This is a genomic window from Streptomyces sp. NBC_00820, from assembly GCF_036347055.1.
Classification (GTDB): Bacteria; Actinomycetota; Actinomycetes; order Streptomycetales; family Streptomycetaceae; genus Streptomyces.
The window spans coordinates 2,986,104-3,011,502 of record NZ_CP108882.1 but is presented as its reverse complement, the minus strand read 5'-3'; the positions used below and the strand labels follow the sequence as shown (position 1 = coordinate 3,011,502).

Annotated in this window: 19 protein-coding genes and 1 pseudogene; 7 read left to right on the top strand and 13 right to left on the bottom strand. The window is 72.6% G+C overall.

The window, feature by feature from the left end; all coding sequences use genetic code 11:
* Positions 1-92 precede the first annotated feature (92 nt).
* Both OIB37_RS13710 and OIB37_RS13705 read right to left on the bottom strand, forming a co-directional pair.
* Entirely contained in the window at positions 93-3,416 is a 3,324-nt protein-coding gene (locus tag OIB37_RS13710) for a S8 family serine peptidase (protein ID WP_330457863.1), read from the bottom strand.
* 157 nt (positions 3,417-3,573) lie between these two features.
* On the bottom strand, positions 3,574-4,119 hold the full coding sequence (locus OIB37_RS13705; protein WP_330457862.1) for a CGNR zinc finger domain-containing protein: 546 nt from the start codon (positions 4,117-4,119) through the stop codon (positions 3,574-3,576).
* Between the two features lie 108 nt (positions 4,120-4,227).
* Between OIB37_RS13705 and OIB37_RS13700 the strand changes: the two genes are divergently transcribed.
* The 4 genes and pseudogenes from OIB37_RS13700 to OIB37_RS13685 all read left to right on the top strand — a co-directional run bounded on the left by OIB37_RS13700 (position 4,228) and on the right by OIB37_RS13685 (position 8,260).
* The gene (locus OIB37_RS13700) at positions 4,228-4,680 is read left to right on the top strand and encodes a VOC family protein (protein ID WP_330457861.1); all 453 of its coding nucleotides are present in this window, start codon (positions 4,228-4,230) and stop codon (positions 4,678-4,680) included.
* A gap of 20 nt (positions 4,681-4,700) precedes the next feature.
* Positions 4,701-5,588 (top strand): annotated as a pseudogene (locus OIB37_RS13695) (pyridoxamine 5'-phosphate oxidase family protein); the annotation flags it as partial.
* Positions 5,589-5,797: 209 nt separating this feature from the next.
* Complete coding sequence (locus OIB37_RS13690; RefSeq protein ID WP_330457860.1) at positions 5,798-6,286, top strand: NUDIX hydrolase; 489 nt, start codon at positions 5,798-5,800, stop codon at positions 6,284-6,286.
* 201 nt (positions 6,287-6,487) lie between these two features.
* Positions 6,488-8,260 carry a TIGR03767 family metallophosphoesterase gene (locus OIB37_RS13685; protein ID WP_330457859.1) on the top strand — a complete coding sequence of 591 codons (1,773 nt, stop codon included), beginning with the start codon at positions 6,488-6,490 and terminating at the stop codon, positions 8,258-8,260.
* 48 nt (positions 8,261-8,308) lie between these two features.
* Here the strand turns inward: OIB37_RS13685 and OIB37_RS13680 are convergent, their stop codons facing one another.
* The 3 genes from OIB37_RS13680 to pepN all read right to left on the bottom strand — a co-directional run bounded on the left by OIB37_RS13680 (position 8,309) and on the right by pepN (position 12,926).
* Positions 8,309-8,950 (bottom strand): GNAT family N-acetyltransferase, encoded by a 642-nt coding sequence (locus OIB37_RS13680; protein ID WP_330457858.1) that lies wholly within the window; start codon positions 8,948-8,950, stop codon positions 8,309-8,311.
* A 131-nt stretch (positions 8,951-9,081) separates the two neighbouring features.
* On the bottom strand, positions 9,082-10,125 hold the full coding sequence (locus OIB37_RS13675; protein ID WP_330457857.1) for a hypothetical protein: 1,044 nt from the start codon (positions 10,123-10,125) through the stop codon (positions 9,082-9,084).
* Between the two features lie 215 nt (positions 10,126-10,340).
* Positions 10,341-12,926 (bottom strand): aminopeptidase N, encoded by a 2,586-nt coding sequence (gene pepN / locus OIB37_RS13670; protein WP_330457856.1) that lies wholly within the window; start codon positions 12,924-12,926, stop codon positions 10,341-10,343.
* Between the two features lie 165 nt (positions 12,927-13,091).
* On the opposite strand from pepN, the gene OIB37_RS13665 reads away from it, so the two are divergent.
* The gene (locus OIB37_RS13665) at positions 13,092-13,754 is read left to right on the top strand and encodes a mycothiol-dependent nitroreductase Rv2466c family protein (RefSeq protein ID WP_330457855.1); all 663 of its coding nucleotides are present in this window, start codon (positions 13,092-13,094) and stop codon (positions 13,752-13,754) included.
* A gap of 77 nt (positions 13,755-13,831) precedes the next feature.
* On the opposite strand, the gene OIB37_RS13660 is transcribed toward OIB37_RS13665, so the two are convergent.
* The 8 genes from OIB37_RS13660 to OIB37_RS13625 form a co-directional block, all read right to left on the bottom strand.
* Positions 13,832-15,319: an FGGY-family carbohydrate kinase gene (locus tag OIB37_RS13660; protein WP_330457854.1), complete on the bottom strand. Its 1,488-nt coding sequence runs from the start codon at positions 15,317-15,319 to the stop codon at positions 13,832-13,834.
* 208 nt (positions 15,320-15,527) lie between these two features.
* The gene (locus tag OIB37_RS13655) at positions 15,528-16,661 is read right to left on the bottom strand and encodes a 2-hydroxyacid dehydrogenase (RefSeq protein WP_330457853.1); all 1,134 of its coding nucleotides are present in this window, start codon (positions 16,659-16,661) and stop codon (positions 15,528-15,530) included.
* The gene (locus tag OIB37_RS13650) at positions 16,658-17,731 is read right to left on the bottom strand and encodes an ABC transporter ATP-binding protein (protein ID WP_330457852.1); all 1,074 of its coding nucleotides are present in this window, start codon (positions 17,729-17,731) and stop codon (positions 16,658-16,660) included. The genes OIB37_RS13655 and OIB37_RS13650 overlap by 4 nt, the downstream gene beginning before the upstream one ends.
* On the bottom strand, positions 17,728-18,543 hold the full coding sequence (locus OIB37_RS13645) for a DeoR/GlpR family DNA-binding transcription regulator (protein WP_330457851.1): 816 nt from the start codon (positions 18,541-18,543) through the stop codon (positions 17,728-17,730). The genes OIB37_RS13650 and OIB37_RS13645 overlap by 4 nt, the downstream gene beginning before the upstream one ends.
* On the bottom strand, positions 18,540-19,724 hold the full coding sequence (locus OIB37_RS13640) for an ABC transporter ATP-binding protein (RefSeq protein ID WP_330457850.1): 1,185 nt from the start codon (positions 19,722-19,724) through the stop codon (positions 18,540-18,542). Before OIB37_RS13640 ends, OIB37_RS13645 begins: the two co-directional genes overlap by 4 nt.
* Entirely contained in the window at positions 19,721-20,575 is an 855-nt protein-coding gene (locus OIB37_RS13635; protein ID WP_330457849.1) for a carbohydrate ABC transporter permease, read from the bottom strand. Before OIB37_RS13635 ends, OIB37_RS13640 begins: the two co-directional genes overlap by 4 nt.
* Positions 20,572-21,453, bottom strand: a complete 882-nt coding sequence (locus OIB37_RS13630) for a carbohydrate ABC transporter permease (RefSeq protein ID WP_330457848.1) — start codon at positions 21,451-21,453, stop codon at positions 20,572-20,574. Before OIB37_RS13630 ends, OIB37_RS13635 begins: the two co-directional genes overlap by 4 nt.
* 6 nt (positions 21,454-21,459) lie before the next feature.
* Positions 21,460-22,896 carry an ABC transporter substrate-binding protein gene (locus tag OIB37_RS13625; RefSeq protein ID WP_330457847.1) on the bottom strand — a complete coding sequence of 479 codons (1,437 nt, stop codon included), beginning with the start codon at positions 22,894-22,896 and terminating at the stop codon, positions 21,460-21,462.
* A gap of 177 nt (positions 22,897-23,073) precedes the next feature.
* On the opposite strand from OIB37_RS13625, the gene OIB37_RS13620 reads away from it, so the two are divergent.
* Both OIB37_RS13620 and OIB37_RS13615 read left to right on the top strand, forming a co-directional pair.
* Positions 23,074-24,513 (top strand): FGGY-family carbohydrate kinase, encoded by a 1,440-nt coding sequence (locus tag OIB37_RS13620; RefSeq protein ID WP_330457846.1) that lies wholly within the window; start codon positions 23,074-23,076, stop codon positions 24,511-24,513.
* Positions 24,514-24,739: 226 nt separating this feature from the next.
* Positions 24,740-25,354: a histidine phosphatase family protein gene (locus tag OIB37_RS13615; protein WP_330457845.1), complete on the top strand. Its 615-nt coding sequence runs from the start codon at positions 24,740-24,742 to the stop codon at positions 25,352-25,354.
* Positions 25,355-25,399: the final 45 nt, after the last annotated feature.

Here is a 25,399-nt window from a genome sequence, read left to right as displayed (position 1 = left end):
GCGAACCCCTGGGACCGCTGGGCCCCGGAACCCCTGGGGCCCTTGCCACCCTCGGGGCCTTCGGGACCCGTCGATCCCCGGGGATCACCCCGTTACGGCGTGACCTTCTCGATCTTCACGCTGCCGGTGCCCGCGACCGTGCCGCGGGCGTTCACCAGCTGGACCCGGCCGAAGAACTCGCGGCCGGCCGGGGCCTCGGCGGCGGCGGTGACCTGGCCGCTCACCGTGGCCGAGTCGCCGGTGCCGAGCTTGACCGGGGCCGAGTCGTCGACCGTGACGGTACCGAGGGTGGGGGAGAAGAACACGTCCCGGTAGTCGTAGTCGGTCGAGCCGGCCGGGACCGAGTAGCCCACGACCTCGATGGTGTAGGTGCCGGCGGCCGGGGACGGGATGGAGACCGCCTCCTCCGAGTCGCCGTCCGCGGACTGCGCGACCTGCTTGCCGCTCGCGTCGTACACGGTCAGGTCGAGGTCGGCGGCGGTGTCGGAGACCCCGCCGATCGCGACGTCCAGGGACTTGGCGCCGGCCGGCACGTCCACCGTGGTGGTCTGCGTGTCGCCCTCCTTGACTGCCGGGCGGGCCGTCTTGGAGGAGCCGAGCGGGCCGCCGACCAGCTTGCCGTCCAGGGCGGCGTACGCGTTCGTCACCTTCCAGGAGGCGGTGGCCGGGGTGCCGACCTTCGCCTCGGGCACGGTCACGGTCTCCGGGTCGAAGGCCGCGCCGAGCACGGTGGCGTCCAGCTTGTACGGGTTGTCGAGCAGCGGCGAGGTGCGGCGCGCCTCGACCTCGACCTCCCAGACGCCGGGCTGCGGGTCGGCGTAGGAACGCACGTCGGGCTTGCAGCCGTTGCCGTCGAGGTAGTTGTTGTAGCACTTCGGCGTGGAGGTGTCGTCGACCGGAGTGCCGTACGGGTGGATGGCGATGAACCGGGTCTGGCTCTTGTCCTTCAGCCCGCCGATCGCGACCTCCAGCGACTTCGCGCCCTCGGGCACGGTCAGGAAGTACGAGCGAGTGCTGTTGCGCTGCACCGAACCCGACGCCGACCAGGCGTAGTTCACCGGGGTGGAGACGACGACGGTGGTGAGGACCTGCTGGTCGGTGCCCTCCGTGCGCGGGTCGTCGACCTCGAGGATCGCGCTCTTGAGGCCCGCCGACTTCGGGGCCGCCTGGACCTTGACGGTCACCGGCTGGTTCAGCGGCAGGCCGACGACGTCGTCACCGAGGATCCGGAAGGTGTGCTCGGCGTTGTTCGCGAAGTACAGCTCGTGCCGGACGGGCTTGTCCGGGCCGGAGGTGCGGGTGATCGTGACGTCGTACGTCTTCTTCTGGCCCGCCTTCAGGCCGCCCTCGCGGTCGTACAGGCCGGTGCCGAAGCCCGGGGTCTTCAGGGCGAAGTCGATCGCGGTGTCGACCGGGGCCTTGACGGCGTAGTTCATGGGCGCGGCGTCGTGCGAGGTGGCGCCGTCCTTGATGGAGTCCCAGGCGTCCACGACGTTGATCCGGCCCGCGCCCTCCTCGTACGCCTGCACACCGGGGATGTGGTCGGCGGTCGAGGTCAGTGCCGTGCGCAGGGTGGCGGGCGTCAGGGCGATGCCCTTCTGCTTCGCGGCGGACAGCAGCAGCGCCGAGGCGCCCGTCGCCTGCGGGGAGGCCATCGAGGTGCCCTGGAGCATGGAGTAGCCGGCCGGCAGCGTGTAGCCGGACTCGGCGACCGGGGCGCCGGGCAGCCAGGTCTGGGTGGTGTTGATCGCGGCGCCGGGCGCGACCAGAGTCGGGGTGAAACCGCCGTCCTCACGCGGGCCGCGCGAGGAGAACGGCATCATCGCGTACTTCGTCTCCACCGCCGAGCCGTAGTTCGCGGCCCAGGTCGCCTTGGAGATGCCCGCACCGACCGAGATCACCTTGTCGGCCAGGCCGGGGTCGCCGATGGTGTTGGCGCCGGGGCCGGAGTTGCCCGCGGAGATCACGAGCTGGACGCCGTAGGTGTCGATGAGCCGGGTGTACAGCGCGGAGCGCGCGTTGTTGCCGTCGTTCAGCGCCGGCAGGCCGCCTATCGACATGTTGACGATGTCGACGCCCCGGTTGACGACCAGGTCGAGCATGCCCTCGGTGAGCGCGACGTTGGTGCAGCCGCCGGTCCAGGTGCAGGCGCGCGAGGAGACGATCTTCGCGCCGGGGGCGGCGCCGTTCATCTTCCCGCCGAACAGGCCGTTGGCGGAGGTGATGCCGGCGACGTGGGTGCCGTGCTCGGACTCGATGACGCCGATGTTGACGAAGTCGGCCTTCTTGCCGACCCAGGTCCCGCCGAAGGGGTCCATGGGGACGTCCTTGCGGATCTGCACGACGAACGGCACCCGCTCGACGACGTCGGTCGCCGGGTTGTCGGTGCCGAAGTAGCCGACCTGGTAACCGTCCTTGTACGGCTTCATCGGCGTGTCGTCGGTGAAGTCGTGGTTGTTGTTCAGGTCCAGCGTGACCGTGCCGGCCGCCGGGTCGTACAGCACGCCCCAGCTGTCGGTGGTGTCGCCGTCCCGGTCGAGGTCGCCCGCCTCGTCGCCGCCGGTGGTGGCCGACTCCTTGAAGGTGCTGAACTCGTACGAGCCCGCGGGCGCGGTCCAGGACAGGCCGCCGGCGGTGAAGGAGGGCCCGGAGACCGCGGTGACCATCGGGCGCCAGGTGGCGTCGCTGTCGACGATCGGGTCCGTCGAGGTGACCCAGTCGACGATCTTCCGCTCGCCGGTGGAGGTCTTCTGCAGCGCCGGGTGGCCGAGGTCGACGCCGGAGTCGAGGATGCCGATGGTGACACCCCGGCCGTCCGCCTTCGGGTGCTCCTTCACGAAGTCGACGGCACCGGTCTCGAAGGACGGGTTGTACGGGTTCTCCGCCGGGGTGTTCTTGCCCGGAGCGGAGTAAGTGCCCGCCGCGGCACCCGCCTTGGCGCCCTGGGCGGTGTCCGCGCTCGGCGTCGGGTCGTCGAGCTGGATCTCCTGCCTCAGGTCGATGGCCTGCACCGAGGACAGCTTCGCGGCGGCGGCGATGGCCGACTGCGCCCTGGCCGTCGGGACGGTGGCGCGGACGTATCCGAGCTTGTCGTAGGTGCGGCCCACCGAGCCGCCCTTGACCGCGTCCAGCTCGCCGGCGACCTGCTCGGTCTGCCCGGGCTTCGTCGCGATCATCATGGTGACGTTCTTGGTGCCGTCCGCCCTGGCCTCGGCGAGGAGGTCGGCGTCGTCCGAACCGAGCTTGTCGTGCGCGGACTTGACGGCGGGGTCGGCCGTGGCGGGCGGCTGGTCCGCGGCGAGGGCCAGCGGGACCGGCCCGGCCGCGGAGAGGGCGGCCAGCACACCCACGGCCACGGCTATGCGGGCCACGCGTCTCGGGCCGGATATCGGATCGCGCTCGGAGGTATGGGTCATCGACGTCCCTTGTAGGTGAGGAGTCCTGTGCCGGACGAGCGCACAGCCTTACCCAAGGGACAGAATTTTGGGACCCGTTGACCGAACCGATATGGATGTATGGGGAAAACCCGCGATGTGATGTGAGCGGGTTGGAGCGGAATCCGTCCGGTTTCGCTCAGCTTTCCTTCGCGCGGGCGTAATGCCGGGACGCCTTCGCGCGGTTGCCGCAGGCAGCCATCGAGCACCAGCGGCGGGTGCCGTTGCGGGACGTGTCGAAGAAGTGCAGGACGCATGTCTCGTGCGCGCACACGCGGATCCGGTCCGGGGCCTTCGCGAGCAGGTCCAGGTAGTTCCGGGCGGCGAGCCACGCCGGCCCCCAGGACGGGTCGGCGAACTCGGGCTCCTCGGCGGCGCCGTCGGCGGTCAGCCGGACCCGGACGCGCCCGTGTGCCAGTACGGCGTCCACGAGCGGCGCCCCCTCCCGCGGTGACCCGTCCACCGCGGTCCGCAGCGCCTCGCGCGCCTGGCGCAGGTGCCGCAGCACGTCCGGGCCGGCCGGGTGGGCGCCGTCGAGCCCGTTGGCCGCCAGCCACACCGCGAGCCCCTCGGCGTCGTCGAGCAGGTCCCGGCCCGAGCCCTCCGTGTTCCAGCGGGTGTTGAGCAGGTCGAGCGCGAGGGGCTCACCGGTGAGCGGGCGTGGATCGCGAGCGGCAGCGGGCATCGGACACTCCTTGTCGGCTAACCACTCAAGGATACGTGACCGGTTGACGCGCCCTATCTAACCGCCTAATGTGGCATACGACGGTTAGAGCATCCGAAAGGGAGAGCCATGACCCTGCGCCCCGGCCACACCGGCCTCAACGTCACCGACCTCGACCGCTCCCTCGCCTTCTACCGGGACCTCCTGGGCTTCACGCTGCTCGCCGAGGGCAAGGAGGACGACCGCCGATACGCCTTCCTCGGCGGACCGGACCGCGACGGCGCCCCCGTGCTCACCCTCTGGCAGCAGGCGCGGGGCGCCTACGACGACGGGCGCGCCGGACTGCACCACCTCGCCTTCACCGCCGAATCGGTGGACCGGGTCCGGCGGTACGAGAGCGCGCTGCGGGATGCGGGCGTGGCCTTCGCCCACGACGGCCTGGTCGCCCACCGGGAGGGCTCCGCCTCCGGCGGGATCTTCTTCCACGACCCCGACGGCACCCGCCTGGAGATCTCCGTCCCCGAGGGCGCCGAGGGTGCCCCCGCCCCGCTCGGCTCCGCTCCGACCTGCGGTTTCTTCTAGACGGGAGGGTCATGAGCGCCATGAGCGTCTACCACGTGGGCTCGCGGGCCCTTCAGGACCTGGCCGGCGTCCGCGACCGTGCCGACCACGTCGGCCGCTCCCTCGGCCGGGACATCAAGCCGGTCGCCGCGGTCTTCCTGGAACTCCAGCCCCTGCTGATCGTGGGCGCGGCCGACCCGGACACCGGCCGCGTGTGGGCCGCGCCGCTCGCCGGCACGCCCGGCTTCGTCCGGGCCACCGGGCCCCGGCAGATGTCCGTCAGGACCGGCGCCGCGGGAGGCCCGCCCCCGGCCGGCCCGCTCGCGGCGGCCCTGGCCACCCCCGGCACCCCCGTCGGCACCCTCGCCCTCGACCCCCGCACCCGCCGCCGGATGCGCCTCAACGGCCGCCTCCGCCCCACCCCCCGGGGCTTCGCCGTCGAGGCCGACCAGGTCTTCTCCAACTGCCCGCGGTACATCCAGCGCAGGGAGTCCTGCGAGCACCTCGACGACCGTGCACCGGGCCGCCCCGAGCACACGTCCCGGCCGACCCCCGGACAGGTCCGGTTCATCGAGTCCGCCGACACCTTCTTCCTCGCCACCGTGCACGGCGCCGGCGCCGACGTCAGCCACCGCGGAGGCAACCCAGGCTTCGTGAAGGTCACCTCACCGTGCGAACTCACCTGGTCCGACTACCCCGGCAACGCCATGTTCCTCACCCTCGGCAACCTCCGCACCGACCCCCGCGCCGGACTGCTCTTCCTGGACTGGACGACCGGCGACACCCTCCAGCTCACCGGGGAGGCGCGCACCGAGTTCGGCGCCGACGGCGAGCGGACCGTCCGCTTCACCGTCACCGGGGCCGTCGCGACCGAGGCGGCCGTGCCGCTGCGCTGGTCCGCACCGGAGTATTCGCCCGCCAATCCCGAACTAGGGCCTCTCTTCCGGATCTTGCCGGGGTCGCGGGGTCTGGCACGCACATCTGCTGCGTTGTCGTCGGTCGCCGACGCGCCGCGTCGACTCCCTCCTCCGCCTTGCAGCTGCACGCACCAGACCCCGCTCGGGTCGGCCAGAGAAGGCGCCGCAGACCGGAGCCGGCCTGATCCGGAAGAAAGACCCTAGCGCGCTAACCTCCTTCCATGCGAAGGAAGGTGAGGGTGGCGGCCTACGCCGTGTGCGTCCGTGACGGACAGGTCCTGCTCGCCCGCTCACCGGCCCCCGGCGGTGGCCACGAGTGGGTGCTGCCCGGCGGTGGCATGGAGTTCGGCGAGGACCCCTACGACACCGTCCGCCGCGAACTCCTGGAGGAGACCGGCTACCGCGTCGAGGTCACCGGATTCCTCGGCGTCGACTCCCGCCGGGTGACCGTGCCCGGCCGGCTCGGCCGCCGGACCGTCGACCACCACGGCGTACGGCTGGTCTACGCGGCAGAGGTCACCGGCGGCGAACTCCGCAACGAGGTCGACGGCTCCACCGACCTCGCCGCCTGGCAGTACCTGGACGCCCTGTCCGGCCTGACCCGGATCCCGCTCGTCGACAGCGCGCTGCGCCTGTGGCGCGAACGCCCGCCGGCCGGCCATCTGACCTCTTCGGCCCACCCCCTACCCCAGGAGATGAACGAGGAGTGACCGGACCCCGGCCGTCCGCGTTCCACTCCGTGACCACGACCTGTGGCCTGTAATCCACGTACGGTGATCGGCGTCGCCCGTTGCCACCCCGTTCACGCGCAGGTCATCCCCGCTGCCAACGATCCAGAGCGAGCGGGGAGTTCGTGTGAGCGACCGCCCCGCGACCACTGCCGACGCGTTCGCACCCGGGGAGATCGCGCCATGTCGCGCACACGCTCTGTCGTCACCTCCGCTTCGGGGGTCCACCGCCGTACCGTCCTCGCCGCCGCCGGAGCGGTCACCCTCTCCGCGGGCGTCGGCTACGCCCTGCACCCCACCGACAGCCACGCCGCCGCCACCGACAGCCAGGCCGCCGCGGCCTCCGAGGCGCCCGTCGCCGCCTCCCGCAAGGTCACCCCGGCGGCCCCGCTCGCCCCCTACACCAAGGGCACCACGCTCGCCTCCGTCGCCGCCCCCCGGAACAGCTCCGGCTACCGGCGCCTGGGCGACGGCCCCGGCTGGAAGCGGGTCGTGCGCGGCGAGCTGGCCGCCGCCAAGTCCGGGCGCGCGGACCGCCGTACGGCGCTCGCCGCGTTCGTGCAGTTCACCGACCTGCATCTGATGGACGTCCAGCACCCGCTGCGCCTGGAGTACCTGCGCTCCCACGACCCGCACGCCTGGCGCCCGCACGAGGCGCTGACCGTGCCCGGCGCCGTCTCACTCGTCGAGCGGGTCAACGCGCTGCGCGGCGCCCCCGTCACCGGAGCCCCGCTGCACTTCGTCATGACCACCGGCGACAACACCGACAACAACGCCCACTCCGAACTGGAGTGGTTCATGAAGGTGATGAGCGGCGGCCGCATCACCCCGAACACCGGTGACCCCCGGCACTACGAGGGCGTGCAGAACAGCGGCCTCAAGCTGTACTGGCAGCCCGACTCCACCACCCGCGACGGCGACAAGGCACTCGGCTTCCCGCACCTGAAGGGCTTCCTGGCCGCCTCCGGACGCGAGGTGCGCAGCCCCGGCCTCAACCTGCCCTGGTACTCCACCGTCGGCAACCACGACGCCCTCCCGCTCGGCTGCTACGGCTCCCACGCCGACCCCTACCTCGCCGAGGCGGCCATCGGCGGCAAGAAACTGATGAGCGTCTCCGCAGCCGACGCCAGGAAGCTCCAGGACGCCATCAAGAACGCCAAGGACCCCAGGGGCGGCGGCTACCGGGACTTCCTCAGGGCCCACGCCCGCGCCATGCGCTCCGTCACCCCGGACGAGAAGCGGGCCCCCTACACCCAGGCCGACTACCTCAAGGCCCACCTCGACCCCGCCCACCAGGGCCACGGCCCGGCCGGCCACGGCTACTCCTCGGCCAACCTCGACGCGGGCACCCAGTACTACGCCTTCCGCGTCTCCGGCGACGTCATCGGCATCAGCCTCGACACCACCGACGCCGGCGGCCACTACGACGGCTCGATCGGCACCGCCCAGCTGACCTGGCTGGCCAGGACGCTCAAGGAGAACAAGGACGCGTACGCGATCGTCTTCAGCCACCACACCAGCAAGACGATGACCAACACCCGTTCCGACCCGGCCCGCCCCGGCGAGCGGCGCCACGACGGCGCCGAGGTCGTCTCCGTGCTGAGCGCGCACCCGGGCGTCCTGGCCTGGGTGAACGGGCACATCCACAAGAACGTCATCACCCCGCACAAGGCCTCGGGCGGCCGCTCCTTCTGGGAGATCTCCACCGCCTCGCACGTCGACCACCCCCAGCTCGCCCGCGTCGTCGAGGTGGTGGACAACAAGGACGGCACGCTCTCCCTCTTCACCACCCTGATCGAGTCCGCCGCCCCGCACCGCACCGACTACACCGACCTCACCCAGACGGGCCTGGCCGCCCTGTACCGGGAGCTGTCCTTCAACGCCCCCGGGGCCAACAAGACCCTCGCGGGAGCGGCGGCGGACCGGAACACGGAGCTGGTGCTGAAGAAGGGCTGACGGCCGCCGCGCCTCACACGCCGGAAGGGCCGGCGGCCGCCGCGCGCCTCACACGCCGGCGGGCAGCGGGTCGTCGCGCAGCACGCTGTAGGAGATGCCGTCCCGCCACTTCCCGTCCCGGAAGACGATGGCACGCCGTACGCCCTCGCGGGTGAAGCCGGCCTTCTCCAGAGCCCGCTGCTCGGCGACGTTCCCGGCCTCGGTGTCCGCCTCGATCCGCATCACGGGGGTGTTCGAGAAGAGGTAACGGACGAGCTGCTGCTGGGCCCGGGTGCCGATGCCGCGCCCACAGGCCTCGGGCATCAGCTGGGCCCCCATGTTCCAGCAGTGGGAGGACGGCGAGACCACCACCCTCCGCCAGGCGACGAACCCGGCCGGCTGCCCGTCGCCCATGACGATCAGCTGTCCGCCGTCCTCCCCCAGCAGCCCGTTCTCCACCCAGTGGCGGCGAAAGCGTGCCGGGTCCGCGTAGCCGTACCACTGGAAGGGGCCGGCCGCGGCGGGGTCGACGAGGAACCGCGCCAGCATCGGCAGGTCGGTCTCACCGACGGGACGCAGCGCGACGGTCGCCACCGCCCCGGCGGGTCCGGCGGGTCCGGTGTGTCCGCTGGTTCTGGCCGGCGGGGTGGCCGTCTTCTGGTCGGCTTCGGGTACGGGGGCGGGTCCGGAAGCGGGGGAACGTGGATGCATGGCCTGCGGTTCTCCGTCCAGCCGGTGCGGGAACTCGGGATGCGTTCCCGGATCAGCAGCGTAGCCGCACCAGGCTTCCCAGGCCGGGCGCCACCCGCGCCCGCGCTGCTCCCGGATCACCGTTTCCGGCACTACCGGGGCAGCACCACGACATAGGCGGCCGGGTCGCGATCGCCGGACGCCATCAGGGCCGTACGGACCACCGCGGCCTGCTGTTCCATGGATTCCCGGAGCTTCTTGGGGGTGATGTGGACGACGGTGATGCCGAGGCGCTCCAGGTGTTCGCGCTTGCGGGCGTACTCCGACCACAGGGCGTCCTCGTCCTGGCGCGGGGCCCGCGTGTCCAGCTCCACCGCCACCGCCTGTTCGGGCCAGTAGGCGTCCAGGCCGCCGAGGTGCGGGCCGCCGGGCAGGCGCAGGTCGACGTTCCAGACGGGGTCGGGAAGGCCGTACGCGCCGACCATCTCGTACAGGCGGTCCTCGGCGATCGCGCGGCCCTCGGCCAGCAGGGAGTCGACGGCGTCCACCACATGGGGGCGGGTCAGCAGCCGGGCCCGGGTCAGCTCGCGCACCAGCACGGCCGCCTCGCAGTGGCCGCCGCGCACCGCCTCGGTCAGCAGCCGGCGTACCGCGTCGGCGTCCGCGTCCGTCAGCTCCGCGACCGCGTCCGCCACGGCGCGCGGCACCGGTGCCACTGGCAGGCCCGTCACGGCCACGGGCGCCGGGAGGTCGGGGGTGCGCAGGACGCGGACGTACCCGGTCGAGCGCAGCCGGCGCAGGCGCGGGACCAGGACGTCGACGTGGTCCAGGGAGGGAAGCGGCGGCGTGGACGAGAAGCCGTGCAGGGTCAGGGCCGCCAGGCCGGTGATCGCCGCCTCCGGGTAGACCGGGCGGTGCGGGCCGTCGGCGCCGGGCTGGGCCGGGACGCCCGGAGCGGACTCGCGGGTGGCGTACAGCAGGGCACCGTGCAGACGCTCCTCGCTCGTCGGGGCGCCGGGGTGGAGCAGGACCACGTTCGGCAGGAGCAGCTGCCAGGGGCCGCCGGGGCGGCACTGCTCGTGCAGCTCGGCCGTCGTCACGCCGTGGGCGCGGAGCTGGGCGGCCGACAGGACGCGGCGGTGGACCTCGGCGAGGTGGCGGAGGGGGCGGGGGGAGAGCGGGGTGTCGTGCGTCATGGCGACGGGATTCCCGCACTCCGCCCCACCTTTAACCGCTGTTACACACCCGTCGAGGAATGCGGACAAGACGGCACTAAAGGACGGGTGTTCGGATGCCGAGTAGGCGCCGAAAACCCCTGGTCCGAATGGGTTGGACCAGGGGTTACGGCTGTTATTGACCGAATTCCGTAACGGTCACCGAGCGGGAAAGCTCAGGCCAGAGATCGGCGGGTTCAGCCGTTCGCCGCCCCCGCGTCACACGCCTGCGCCCGCAGCGACCGCGCCAGGTCGTCGCGCGCCTCCAGCACCAGCCGGCGCAGCGCCGGGGCCGCGTCCTCGTGGGCGCTCAGCCACGCGTCCGTCGCGTCCAGCGTCTCCTGGCGGTCCTGGAAACCGGGGAACAGACCCCGTACGACGTCGATGCCGATCTGGATGGACCGCTCGTCCCACACCCGCTCGATCGCCGCGAAGTACTTCTGCGCGTACGGAGCCGTCAGCTCCCGCTGCGAGGACCGGTCGAAGCCCGCGATCGTCGCCTCGACCAGGGCGTTGGAGAGGGCGTCGGACTCCACGACCTGCGCCCACGCCTGCGCCTTGACCGCGGCGGAGGGGCGGGCGGCGAGGCAGCGGACCTGGTGGCGCTTGCCGGACGCCGTGTCGTCGCGGGCCAGTTCGGCCGCCAGGACCGCCTCGTCGGCCTCGCCGTGGGCGGCCAGCGGCTCCAGGAACGCCCAGCGCAGCTCCTGGTCCACCTCAAGGCCCTCCACGGTCTCCGTGCCGTCGAGCAGGCCGCTCAGCAGCGCGAGGTCCCCCGCACCGGAGGCGACCCGCGCGAAGAAGCGCGCCCAGGCCAGCTGGTGCTCACTGCCGGGCCCGGCCGCCCGCAGCTCCCGCAGCGCGCCCTCGGAGAGCGCCTCGCCGCCCGTCGGCCGCCAGTCCGGCGCCGCGTAGTGCACCAGCGCCGACTCCGCCCAGGCGTGCAGCATCTGGAGCACGCCGATGTCGGACTCACGGCCCGCGAACCGCAGCACCAGGTCGATGAAGTCCCGCGCCGGCAGCAGGCCGTCCCGGGTCAGGTTCCACAGCGCCGACCAGCACAGGGCGCGGGCGAGGGGGTCGGTGATGTCGCCGAGGTGCGCCCGCAGGGTCGCCAGTGACGTCTCGTCGAAGCGGATCTTGCAGTACGTCAGGTCGTCGTCGTTGACCAGGACGAGATCGGGGGCCTCGGTGCCGGCCGCGTACGGGGCGACCGTGCGGGGACCGTCGACGTCCAACTCCTTGGAGGAGTACCGCTCCAACTTCCCCTCGGGGGTGAGCCGGTACAGGCCCACCCGCACCCGGTGCGGACGCAGCTCCGGATGCGACTCGGCCGCCTCCTGGAGCACCGACAGCTCCGCTACCCGTCCGTCGGCGTCCAGCAGCACCTGCGGGGTCAGGGAGTTGACGCCCGCCGTCTGCAGCCAGGAGCGGGACCATGCCGTCATGTCTCGGCCGCTGGTCTCCGCCAGCGCCGAAAGCAGGTCGCCCAGGCGCGTGTTGCCGTACGCGTTGCGCTTGAAGTAGCGGCGGGCGCCCTCCAGGAACGCGTCCTGGCCGACGTACGCCACCAGCTGCTTCAGCACCGAGGCGCCCTTGGCGTACGTGATGCCGTCGAAGTTGAGCTTGGCGTCCTGGAGGTCGCGGATGTCAGCCGTGACGGGGTGCGTGGAGGGCAACTGGTCCGCGCGGTAGGCCCACGCCTTGCGCCGGTTGGCGAAGGTGATCCAGGCGTCCTCGAAGCGGGTCGCGCCCACGTTCGCGAACGTGCCCATGAAGTCCGCGAAGGACTCCTTCAGCCACAGGTCGTCCCACCACTCCATGGTGACCAGGTCGCCGAACCACATGTGCGCCATCTCGTGCAGGATGACGTTCGCCCGCGCCTCGTACGACGCCTGCGTCACCTTCCCGCGGAAGATGTACTCCTCGCGGAAGGTCACCAGGCCCGGGTTCTCCATCGCGCCGAGGTTGTACTCGGGCACGAACGCCTGGTCGTACTTCCCGAACGGGTACGGGTAGTCGAAGTGGTCGTGGAAGAAGTCGAAGCCCTGCTTGGTGACCAGGAAGACGTCGTCCGCGTCGAAGTAGGGCGCAAGACCCTTGCGGCACATCGCGCCGAGCGGGATCTCCAGCTTCGTCCCGTCGTCGAAGACGCGCTCGTAGGTGTCGGTCACGTAGTGGTACGGCCCCGCCACCACACAGGTGATGTACGTCGAGATCGGCTTCGTCTCGGCGAACTTCCAGACCCCGTCGACGAGTTCACCGGCGCCGTTGCTCCACACCGTCCAGCCCTCGGGCGCCCGCACCTCGAAGCGGTACGGCGCCTTCAGGTCCGGCTGCTCGAAGTTGGCGAAGACGCGGCGGGCGTCGGCCGGCTCGTACTGGGTGTAGAGGTAGACCTCGCCGTCCTCGGGGTCGGCGAAGCGGTGCATGCCCTCGCCGGTGCGGGAGTAGGCGCAACTCGCGTCGACGGTCAGCTCGTTCTCGGCGGCCAGGTCCTCCAGCAGGATCCGGGTGCCGTCGAAGACCTGGCCGGGGTCGAGGTCCCTGCCGTTCAGCGTGACGGCGGTGACGCCCGGCGCGATCAGGTCGGCGAAGCTCGACGCGCCCGGCTCCGCGCAGCGGAACCTGATCGTGGTCACCGAGCGGAACGTACGCGGACCCCCGTCCCCGTTCCCGTCGCCGACGGCGGAGCGCAGGTCGAGCGCCACGTCGTACCCGTCGACGGACAGCAGGGCGGCCCGCTCCCGGGCCTCGTCGCGGGACAGATTCTCACCGGGCACGGGCGGCACTCCCTCGTGGTCGCTTGGACGCCTCAAAACCTTCGGAACAGGACCGATCCTGCCATGCGCCCCTGACATGACACATCAGGGATTCCGGGCCGGTACCGGGAATGGGGGTGCGCGGCCGAATGTTGCCCTTTCAAACGACTCTTTCCGAGGAGAGACATGCCCGAGACCGCGACCCAGCCCGGCAAGACCCCTGTGGACTTCTGGTTCGACCCGCTGTGCCCCTGGGCCTGGATGACCTCCCGCTGGGTGCTGGAGGTGGAGAAGGTCCGCGACATCGAGGTCCGCTGGCACATCATGAGCCTCGCCGTCCTCAACGAGGACAAGATCGACCAGCTGCCCGAGGAGTACCGGGAGATGCTCGCCACCAAGGCCTGGCAGCCGGTCCGCGTGGCCACCGCCGCCTGGCAGAAGCACGGCGAGGACGTCCTCGGCCCGCTCTACACCGCCCTCGGCACCCGCATCCACAACGACGGCGAGGGCCCCACGCTGGAGGCGATCGCCGGTGCGCTCGCGGACGTGGGCCTGCCCGCCGAGCTGATCGAGTACGCCGAGCAGAAGGACTTCGAGTTCGACGCCGAGCTGCGCGCCTCCCACAAGGAGGGCATCGAGAAGGTCGGCCAGGAGGTCGGCACCCCGGTCATCGCGGTCCCCGGCCCCGACGGCGAGCAGATCGCCTTCTTCGGCCCCGTCGTCACCCCCGCCCCCAAGGGCGAGGCGGCGGCCCGCCTGTGGGACGGCACCCTGGCGGTCGCCTCCGTGCCGGGTTTCTACGAGATCAAGCGGACCCGCACCCAGGGCCCGGACTTCAGCAACCTGTAAGACGCCTCTCCCGGCGAGCCGCACCTCCCGCTGCCCGGGGCCCGGGTCCGGGGGAAGCCCTCCGGGCCCGGCGCCGCTCAGCGCCGGGCCCGGTCCCGTGCCTCGGCCAGCCGTCGCAGGTGCTCCTCGTACCCCTTCGCGTAGTACGCCGCCCGTTCCGCGTCCGGCTCCACGACCAGCGTCGGCTCGGTCCAGGCCGCCGTGTCCAGCGCGACGCCGTACCGCTCGGCCGCCGCGAGCACCGCGCCCCGGGCGCCGACCTCGCCCTCGACCACCCGCAGCGGGCGGCCCAGCACGTCGGCCAGCAGCCGCATCCAGGCGGGGCTGCGGGTGCCGCCGCCGCACACCGCGAGCGTCCCGGTCAGGCCCGCCGCCGCCAGGCAGTGCCGGGCCGCGTAGCCGATGCCCTCGCAGGTGGCGCGGATCAGGTCGGCCGGCGTCGACTCCAGGGACACCCCGGTCAGTTCGGCCCGCAGCCGGGGCTCCACGAACGGGGCCCGCTCGCCCGAGGGCGCGAAGTACGGCAGCACCCGCACCCCGTGGGCGCCGGGCGGTGTCGCGGCCAGCAGGCCGTCGACCTCCTGGTGCCGGACACCGGTGGTCCCCAGCACCCAGTCCAGGGCCGCCGTGCCGACCATCGCGGGCATCGCGCGCAGCCAGTGGCCCGGCCGGTCGGTGGAGATGAACAGCCCCGCCGGTTCGCCGCCGAGGTCCAGCTCGGTGGTGGCGACCAGACTCGCCAGACAGGTCCCGACGATCAGCAGGCCGTCGCCGGGCTCGGTGACCCCCGCGCCGAGCGCGCAGGCGGGCAGGTCGTACGGGCCGTTCGCCAGCCGGGTCCCGGGCGGCAGCCCCGACTCCGACTCCGGCTCCGGACCCGGGGCCGGCCCCGCGGCGGCGGCCCCGCCGGCAGTGCCACCGGCCACTTCGCCCGTCGCCACCGGGTCGCTGACCGGGGCGAGCAGGCCCCGGCGGCGGGTCAGGCCGAGGAGCTCCACGACCCCGTTGTCGTACGTCCGAGTGCGCGGGTCCAGGAACGGCATCGAGGCGTCCGACACGTCCGTCACCGCCCTCTCCCCGCCGGTCAGCCGCTGGAAGACCATGTCCTTGCAGTAGACCGCCGCGGCCGCCGCGTCAAGGGACTTCGGCTCGTGCCGGTCCAGCCAGGCCAGCAGCGGGCCGGGAGAGCCCGGGAACATCGCGCCGCCGGTGCGCCGGAAGACGGTCTCGAACGTGCCGTCCGCCAGCCACCCGTCCACCAGGTCATGGGCCCGGCCGTCCATCCAGGAGGCCGCCGGCCGTACCGGGCGCCCCGCCGCGTCCACCAGCCACACCCCGTCGCCCTGCCCGGTCAGCCCGGCCAGCTCCACCGGCTCGGACACCCGCGCGGTCAGCGCCCCCAGCACGGCGAGGACGGCCGCGTACACCTCCTCCATGTCCTGCTCCACGACCCCGTCGCGCAGGTCGAGGCCCACCGGCCGCGCCTCCACGGCGAGTTCGCGCCCGGTGGCGTCGAAGGCGGCCGCCTTCACCGTGGACGTGCCGACATCGATCCCGACGAACATCACACCCCCCAGTTCATGCCCGGCTCCATGCCGGACAGCTCATGCGTCCCAGCTCATGCGTCCCAGCTCATGCGTCCCAGCTCACGCGTCCCAGCTCCGTGCCGGACAGCTCACGCGGCCCGGCTCCGTGCCGCCCAGCTCACGCCGCCCAGCTCATGCGTCCCAGCTCACGCCGGACAGTTCACGTCAGACAGCTCACGCCGACAGCTCACGTCAGACAGTGCGCGAGCGGCTCTCCGCGCACCCAGCGCCCCACCTCGGCGGCCGCGATCCGCGCGGCCTTCCGCGCCACCTCACGGCTGGCCCCGCCCAGATGCGGGGTGAGGACGACCCGGTCGGCCAGCGCGCGCAGCCGGGAGTCCGCCGGGAGCGGTTCGTCCGCGTAGGTGTCCAGGGCCGCCGCCGACAGGTGCCCGTTCTCCAGCGCGTCGCACAGCGCGGCCTCGTCCAGCAGCGGGCCCCGGGCCGCGTTGACCACCACCGCGCCGGGCGGCAGCAGCGCCAGTTCACGCTTGCCGATCAGGCCGCGCGTCTCGGCGGTCAGCCGGGCGTGCAGCGTGACCACCCGGGAACGGCCGAGGAGTTCGTCCAGCGAGGACACCCGCAGCCCGTGCACCTCCCCGCGCGCGTAGGGGTCGTACACCATCACCCGCGCCCCGAAGGCGCACAGCACCCGCGCCACCCGGCTGCCGACCGCCCCGTACCCGATCAGGCCGATGGGCAGGTCCTCCAGTTCGAGGCCGGCGCGGTCGTAGGTGTAGTAGGCCGAACCGGCCCAACTGCCCTGGCGGACCAGGAGTTCGTGCGCCTGCGGGATGCGGCGCAGGGCGGCCAGCAGTAGGCCGACGGTGAACTCGGCGGTGGCGGTGGCGTTGCGGCCGGGCGCGAAGCACACGCGGACGCCGTGCCGCTCGGCCGCCTCCAGGTTGACGTTGACCGGGCCGCCCCGGCAGACCACGACCAGCCGCAGCTCCGGGCACGCGGCGAGGACGCGTTCGGTGACCGGGCCCATCTGCGTGACCAGCACCCGGGCCCCGGCCAGGGCCTCGATCAGCTCCTCCTCGGCGTCGCTCGCCTCGCTCACCTCGCCGACCGTGCCGAAGGGTTCGAGGGGCCAGCCGAGCGTCAGCTCGTCCACCGCGCAGGCGCCCGGCACCTCGTGCTCCACCGCCTCCCCGATCAGGGAGGGCAGCACGAAGTGGTCGCCGGCGGCCACGACTCGTACGCGGTCCCCGGAGGCCGACGGGGTCGCCGAATGCGTGGGGTTCGTCGACTGCGCGGAGTCCGGGTCCGTGGAGTCCGGGTCCGTGGAGTTCATCGGGTTGATCGGGGTCGGGGTCATCGCAGGGAGGCTCCCGTCTCGGCGTCGAAGACATGGGTGAGTCCGGCCGCCACCCGGACGTGCTCGTCGTGCGCGAGGCGGACCTCGGGCCCGGTGAGGGCCACCAGCGGCCCTTCGACCCCGTCGAGGGCCAGCGTGGCGATGCCCCACTCCAGCAGGGGCTCGTGGGCCACCACCCGGGCCGGGATGCCGTCGGCCCCGGCGAGGGCCAGGTCCTCGGGACGGATGCCGACCAGCACCGGGCGTCCCTCGGCCACCGGAACCGGCAGCGCGATCCGCACCCCGGCGGAGAGGCGGGCGTGGCCGTCGGCGGTGGCGGTGCCGGGCAGCAGGTTGATCGCGGGCTCCCCGACGAAGTCCGCCACGAAGGCGGTGGCCGGGCTGTCGTAGATCTCGTAGGGAGTGCCGAGCTGCTCGATCACACCGTCGCGCATGACGGCGATCCGGTCGGCGAGGGAGAGGGCCTCCTCCTGGTCGTGGGTGACCAGGATCGTGGTGTGGCCCAGGTCGCGCTGGATGCGCTTGAGTTCGCGCCGCGTGGTGTCGCGCTGGGCGGCGTCCAGATGGGACAGCGGCTCGTCCAGGAGGAGGACGTCCGGCTCGCGGATCAGCGCGCGGGCCAGGGACACCCGCTGCTTCTGCCCGCTGGACAGTCCGGCCGGGCGGGCGTCGAGGACGTCGGTGAGGCCGACCCGCTCGGCGATGCCGGCGACCTTGCGGCGCACGTCGCCCCGGGCGCTCGCGCGCCGCGCCCTCAGCCCGAAGGCCAGGTTCTCCGCGACCGTCAGCGGCGGGTACAGCGCGTAGTTCTCGAAGGCGACCCCCATGTTCCGCCGCCGCGCGGGCTGCCCCACCACCGAGGCACCGCCGACCAGGATGTCCCCGCCGGTCACCGTCTCCAGGCCCGCGATCATCCGCAGCGTGGTGGACTTCCCGCAGCCGGACGGCCCCAGCAGCCCGAGGAGTTCGCCCGGCTCCAGGCTCAGGTCCAGACCCCGGACCGCCTCCACCGCCGGACGGCCCCGCGAACGGTAGGTCTTGCGCAGCTCACGCAGTTCCAGCGCGGTCATCGCCCTCCCCCCGGCTCCGTGGCGCACACCTCGTAGCACGCCTTGTGCTCCTCCAGGCCGCGCAGTTCCCCGGGGGACGCCCCGTCGTCCACCAGCAGCAGGTCGAAGCGCGAGAGCGGGGCCACTTGGTGCAGGGCGGACCGGCTCAGCTTGGTGTGGTCCACCAGCAGCACGTTGCGCTCCGCGGAGTCGAGCATCGCCCGCTTCACGGAGACGATGTGCTGCTCCTGGTGGTAGGCGTAGCCGCCGCGCACGGCCGACGTCGACGTGAAGCACACGTCCACCCGCAGCCGCTGTACCGCCTCCACGCACGACACCCCGAGGAAGGAGGAGTGCAGCGGATCGTAGTCGCCGCCGAGCGCCATCAGCCGGATGCCGCGCCGGCCGGCGAGGAGGTTGACCGCCTCCAGGAAGTTGGTGACCACCGTGAGCGGAGTGATCGCGCCGAGGCGGAGCCGGCGGGCTATCTCCAGGGCGGTGGTGGAGTCGTCGAGGAGGATCGCCATACCGGGCTCGACGGACTTCAGCGCCCGCTCGGCGAGCGCGGCCTTCTGCGGGAGCATGCTCTTCAGCCGGTACTGCACGTTCGACTCGAACACCCCGGACGGCTGCGCCGTCACCCCGCCCCGGAACTTCCTCACGACGCCCTGCCGTTCGAGCTCGTCCAGGTCACGGTGGATCGTCATCAGGCTCACCCCGAACCGCTCGGCCAGGTCGGCCGCGGTGGCCGAGCCCTCGGCGAGGACCCGTTCGGCCAGGGCGGCCTGCCGGGCCGCGGGCCCCTGCTGCACGTGCGCGCCGCCACCGGTCATGGTTTCCCCGTCCCCGTCCCCGTCCCCGTCCCCGTCCGCAGGCCCGGGCGGCCCGGCCGGTCCGCCTCGAACACCAGCAGGTTCTCCGGCCGTACGGCCGGGCTGACCGGGTCGTCGGGACGCAGCCCGGCCGCCTCGCTCCGGGACGCGACGAGCGACAGGTGATGGCCGCCGACGCGCACGGTCACCTCGACGGAGCGGCCGAGCACCTCGGTGACGTAGACGGTCCCCGCGAGCCGGTACCCGTCGCCGGTCAGCGAGACGTCCCGGGGGCGTACGCCGATCAGGACCTCGGTACCGACCGGCACCCGCACCGGCAGCGGCAGCTCGACGGCGCCGTCCGCCGTGCGGAAGACCGACGGGAAGGCCGACGGGAAGCCCTGCCGTGAGTCCGGCCGTGAGCCCTGCCGTGATCCCGGCCGGGACGCGTCCGCGTCCACCACCGTCCCCGGCAGCAGATTGATCCGGGGCCGCCCGAAGGCACGCGCGACCTCGGTGTCGTGGGGCCGGTACCAGATGTCCTCCCGGGTGCCGGTCTGCACGATCCGCCCGTCCCGGATCACCCCGATCCGGTCCCCGAGGGCCAGCGCCTCCACCGCGTCGTGGGTGACGTACAGCGTGGTGGTCCGCCGCACCGCCCCGATCGCCTTCAGCTCGGCCCGCATCTGCTGACGCAGCTTGGCGTCGAGGTGGGAGAGGGGCTCGTCGAGCAGGAAGGCACGGGCAGGCCGGACCAGCACCCGGCCGAGCGCGACCCGCTGCCGCTGCCCGTTGGACAACTGGCCCACGGACCGGTCAAGGAGCGCGCCGATGCCGAGCAGCTCGGCGATGGTCCCCACCCGCTCCCGGGCCTCGGCGGCGGGCAGCCGGTGGCGCGGGGAGCGCAGCGGCGAGACCAGGTTGTCGTACACCGAGCGGTGCGGATAGAGAGCGTAGCTCTCGAAGCACATGGCGACACCGCGGTCGTACGGCTCCACGTCCCGCATGTCCCGGCCGTCGATCTCGACGCTGCCGGAGTCGGGCCGCACCAGACCGGCGACCGTCTTCAGCGTGGTCGTCTTGCCCGCGCCGGACGGCCCGAGCAGACAGAAGAACTCGCCCTCCGCCACCTGGAGTCCGAGCCCGTCGAGGGCGGTGGTCCGGCCGAACGCCTTGGTCACGTCCCGCAGCGCGATGCTCATGACTTCACCGCCCCGAAGGACAGTCCCCGCACCAGATACCGCTGGATGGTCAGTGCGAGCAGCAGCGGCGGTACGACGGAGACGAGCGCGGCCGCGGCCGTGAGGTTGTACTTGGGCCGGTCGCCGCCGAGGAAGGACAGCGCGCCGACGGTCACCGTCTGCGCGGAACTGGAGGTGAGGATGAGCGGGAAGACGAAGTTGTTCCAGGCGAAGATGAATGCCAGCAGCGACACGGCCGCGATGCCGGGCCGCACCAGCGGCAGCGCCACCTTGAAGAAGGCCTGCTTGCGGGAGTAGCCGTCCAGCAGGGCCGCCTGCTCCAGCTCCGGGGTGAGATCGGCGAAGTACGACCGCATGATCCACACCACCAGCGGCAGCGTGACCAGTTGCAGCACCCACACCATGCCGACGTAGGTGTCGAACAGGCCGAGCTTCTGGTAGAGCACGAACAGCGGGATGATCACGGTGAGTTCGGGCGCGAACCGGAACGACAGCAGCGTGAACATCAGGTTCTCCGAGCCCCGGAACCGCCAGCGCGCCGAGGCGTACGCCGCCGGCAGCCCGACCACCAGCGACAGCGCGACCGCGCCGACCGACACCACCAGGCTGTTGACGAAGAACCGCGTGAACGGGATGCCCTCGTCGCCGCCCAGCACGGTCCGGTAGCCGTCCAGGGTCGGGGTGAAGGAGAAGTAGGTGCTGAAGAGCTGGTCGGCGGGTTTCAGGGAGAGGATCACCATCCAGGCGACCGGGAACAGCGCGAAGACGAAGTAGAGCAGCAGTGCGGCGTCGGCCAGCCACCCCGGCAGCCGTGTCCGGTACGCCGCCCGGCGGCGCTCACGACGGGTCACCTGGCCTCGGCCGCCTTCCGCTGGATCCGCCCCAGATACCGGACGAGGACCATCGCCGCCAGGTACACCACGGCCCACAGCACGATCGTGTAGCTGATCCCGAAGGAGTACCGCTGGAAGCGGATCGCCTCCAGGTAGGCGCGGATCTGCAGCACCACCGTCGAGTCGCCGGGACCGCCCTCGGTCAGGGCGTAGATGATGTCGAACACCTTCAGCGAGTCCATGAACCGGAAGATCACCGCGACCAGCACGTACGGCCACAGCATCGGCAGGGTCAGCCGCCGGAAGGTGTACCAGCGGCCGGCGCCGTCCACGGCCGCCGCCTCGAACGGGGAGGCGGGCAGCGACCGCAGACCGGCCAGCGCCAGAATCGCCACGAACGGGGTGTAGACCCAGACGTCCACGGCGATCGACGACAACAGGGCACCCGTCGGGGTGTCCGTCCACTGCACCCCGCCGAGCCCGAAGGGCTTCAGCAGGTGGTTCACCACCCCGACCGACGGCTGGAGCATCAGCTTCCACATGATCGCGGCGATCACCGGCGCGATCATCAGCGGCAGGATCAGGATCTTCTCCAGCACCCGCCCCAGCAGCGAGGAACGGTGCAGCAGCAGGGCGACCGACACGCCGAGCACGGTCTCGACGCCGGCCGCGCCGACGGCGTACAGCACCGTCACCCAGGCCGAGTTCCAGAACGCGTCCTCGGTGAACACGGTCGCGTAGTTGTGCAGGCCGACCATGTCCGGCCGCGGCTTGCTCGCCGAGAAGTCGAACAGCGTGTAGTACAGGCCGAGTCCGAACGGGTAGAGGATCCCGCAGGTCAGCAGCAGCGCCGGGACGACGAGGAGGTACGGCCGCAGGGCGGTCCGCCGGCTCATCGCCCCTCACCCCACCCTGGACTTCAGGCCGTCCGCCAGCTTGTCCAGCACCGACCGCGCGCCCGCGCCGCCGTAGATCTCCTGGAGGGCGGCCGCCCAGCTGGTGGTGGCGTCGAAGAACTGGGCCTGCGGGGTGAACTGGATCTTCGTCTGGTCCACGACCGTCTCGAAGGTCTCGATGAAGCCCGGCAGGTGCCCCATCTTGTCCTTGTACGCCGCGTCCTGGCTGATCGACCTGCGCACCGGGTCGATGTGGTCGCCGGTCAGCGCGGCCCTGCGCAGGTGCTCCTTGCCCGTGGCCCACTGCAGGAACAGCCAACTGGCGCTCTTGCGACGGCTCCTGGCGTTCATGCCGAGCGACCAGATCCACATGTTGGTGGCCAGCGAGCCGTCCGGCCCCTTCGGCCCCGGATGGAAGGCGATCTTCCCGGAGGCCGGGCTCGCCCCCTTCACGGCCTGGAAGTAGGCGGCCGTGTCCGCGTCGAAGAGCATCCCGGCCTTCTTCGCGCCGAGATCGCTGGAGCACTGGTACCAGGAGTACGACGTCCAGGACGGCGGCCCGCCCTGCTTCACCATCTGGGCCCAGTCCTCGGTGAAGGCGACGGCCTCCGGGGTGTTCATCGCGGGGGTGAGCTTTCCGTCCGTGACCGTGAAGTCGCGCAGCCCGTTGCGGGCGTACATCGTCATGAACCCGGGGTGGATGGTGGCCCAGCTCCGCGACCCCCGTACGGCGATCCCGTACATGCCGTCATAGCCGGCCCCGGGCGCCCGCTTCTTGATCGCGCCCGCCAGCTCGCGCAACTCGTCGAAGGAGTCGGCCGGTTTGAGTCCCAGCTTCCGGAACACCTCGGTGTTGTAGGCGACCACGTTGGTCTCCCACCCCCACGGCAGCGCGTACTGCCCGCCCTGTCCGAGGGGAGCCCCGGCCTTCAGCGACCACTGGTCGGCCCGCAGGAGGTTCGGGAAGAAGTCGGCCTGGTCCCATTCGGCGCCGGTGGCCGCCGAGTTGCGCATCCAGGGACCGAGGTCCTCCAGCCAGCCCGGTGGCCCGTACTGCCACACCATGTAGGCGCCGAGCATGAAGACGTCGTAGGAGGCGCGCCCGCTGGACAGGTCGACGGTGAGCTTGTCGAAGTAGTTGTCCTCGGGGAAGACGTCGTACTGGACCTCGATGCCGGTCTTCTCGGTGAAGGACTTCAGGTCGGCGATCAACGCGTCCGTGTAGGGGTGCTTGTTGAGCAGCGCCTTGACGGTCTTGCCCTTCTCCCGTTTCCAGCCGAAGGAGCCGGTGACGTCGTCCGCGGCCGAACCGCCGTCCTTGTCCGCGTCGTTGCCGCCGAATCCGGTACCGCAGGCGGACAGCAGCGGGGCCGTCGCGGTGGCGGCGGCGAGGGAGCCGGCGAGGGTGAGGAAGCGCCGGCGGTCGTGCACGTGCCTGTCCATCCGTGACCTCCGGTGGGGCGGTGGGGCCGGGCGGGGTTAACACGATGAAGCGACTCGACAACAGAGGGTGGAACGGCGAAGGTTGGCCGTCAATCCCTTGCGCACGGGGAAATCAGGGGAAAATCTCGGAGGAGCGTGGGAAGTTCACATGGCCGGTCGCGAAGTGCGGGAGGCGTGATGGCGTTGGCGTGGCTCGGGATCGACCTCGGCACCCAGGGGGTGCGCGCCCTGCTCGTGACGGCCGACGGGACTGTCGTGGGCAGCGGCTCGGCACCCCTGCGGCGCGACCGGCGGGAGGGCGCGCGGCACGAACAGGACCCGGGGGAGTGGTGGGAGGCGGTGTGCGTGGCCTGCCGGGGCGCGCTGCGGGACACGCGGGCGCGGGTGGGCGGCCTCGCGGTGTGCGGGACCTCCGGGACGGTCCTGCTCGCCGACGCCTCCGGCCGGCCGACGACCCCCGCGCTCATGTACGACGACGGCCGGGCGGCGGCCGAGGCGGCGGGCCTGCGCGCGGCCGGAGTCGAGGTGCAGGACAGCTGGGCGCTGCCCAAGGCGCGCTGGCTCACCGACCACCACGGCCCCGGCCGCCTCCTGCACCAGCCCGACGTGATCAACGCCCGGCTCGTCGGCCGGCCCGTGCCCGCCGACTCCAGCCACGCCCTGAAGACGGCGTACGACGTCGAGCGCGACCGCTGGCCCGGCCTCACCGGGCTTCCCGAGGGCACCCTCCCGGACGTCGTCCGCCCCGGCACCCGGCTCGGCGAGGTCTGCCCGGCCGCCGCCGACGCCACCGGCATCCCCGCGGGCACCCCCGTCATCGCGGGCATGACGGACGGCTGCGCGGCCCAGATCGCCTCCGGGGCGCTGCGCGAGGGCGCCTGGAACTCCGTCCTCGGGACGACCCTGGTGCTGAAGGGTGCCGCCGCCGAGCCGGTACGCGATCCGGCCGGCGTGGTCTACAACCACCGTGCCCCGGACGGCACCTGGCTGCCCGGCGGCGCCTCCAGCGTGGGCGCCGGAGTCCTCACGGCCCGCTTCCCGGGAGCCGACGCGGCCGCGCTGGACGCCGCGGCCGCCGCCTTCGAGCCCTCGGGCGCGATCGCCTACCCCCTGGTCTCACCGGGCGAACGCTTCCCCTTCCGCGCCCCGCAGGCGACCTCCCTGCTCCTCGGCGACCCGGCCTCGGACGCCGACCTCTGGGCGGCCCTCCTCCAGGGCGTCGCTTTCACCGAACGCCTCTGCCTGGACTACCTCCACCACCTCGGCGCCCCTCTCGACGGCCCCCTCACCTTCACCGGCGGCGCGGCCCGCAGCCCCTACTGGACCCAGCTTCGCGCCGACGTCCTCGGCCGCCCGGTCAGAGTGCCCCGGCAGACGGAACCCGCCCTGGGCATGGCGGTCCTGGCCGCGCACGGCACCGGCGCCGCGCCCACGCTGGCCGCCGCGGCCCGCGCGATGACCGGCCCGGGCACGACCGTCGAACCCCGCCCCACCCGCACGGCCCGCTTCGCCGAGCCGTACGCCCGGCTGGTGGGGGAGCTGGAGTCCCGGGGGTGGCTGCCGGGCCCGGTGGCGGCACACGCACGGGACCGGCTCCGGCAGGGGGAGCCGGACTGAGGCTCCGGGCGGGGCCGGGCAGCGGGTACGGCCGGCTCGCCCCCGGGCCCCCGCACGCCCCACGCGACCCCGCACGCCCGACGCGACCCCCGCACGCCCGACGCGACCCCGCACGCCCGACGCGGGCGATACCGGCTCACGTGGGTGGCACCGGTCCACGCGGTCGGTACCGGCTCACGCGGGCGACTCCGGCCCGCCAGGACCCGGAACCCGGGATACTGCCCCCATGGCCAAGCCGACCACGCTCCTGCTCGCCCGTCACGGCCAGACCGTCTGGCATGCCGAGAACCGGTACGCGGGGGTGAGCGATGTCGCCCTCACCGACACCGGGCGCACCCAGGCCGAGGCGCTCGGCCGCTGGGTGGCCGCCCACCCCGTGGACGCGATCTGGACCTCGCCGGTGTCACGGGCGGTCATCACCGCCGAGCCCGCCTGCCGCGCCCTGGACCTCACCCCGCACCGCGAAAACGACCTGCGGGAATGCGACTTCGGGGTGGTGGAGGGCCGCACCCTCGCCGAGTTCGGGGCGGAGCACCCGCAGGCGGCGGAGGCCTTCCGCGCCGACCCGGTGGCCCACCCCTTCCCCGGCGCCGAGGACCCCACGGCGGCGGCCCGGCGGGGGACGGCCGCCCTGCGCCGGATCGCCGCCGCGCACCCCGGAGAGCGGGTTCTGGTCGTCGCCCACAACACCCTCCTGCGCCTGACCCTCTGCTCCCTCCTGCACATCCCGCTCGCCGAGTACCGCCGTGTCCTGCCACGCCTGGCCAACGCGGCCGTCACCGAGATCAGGATCACCGGGGAACAGACCGCGCTGCTCTCCCTCAACGTGCCCTGCGCATGAGGGAAGGCCCCCACGTGTCGTCCGTGGGGGCCTTCGTGTCGAGCG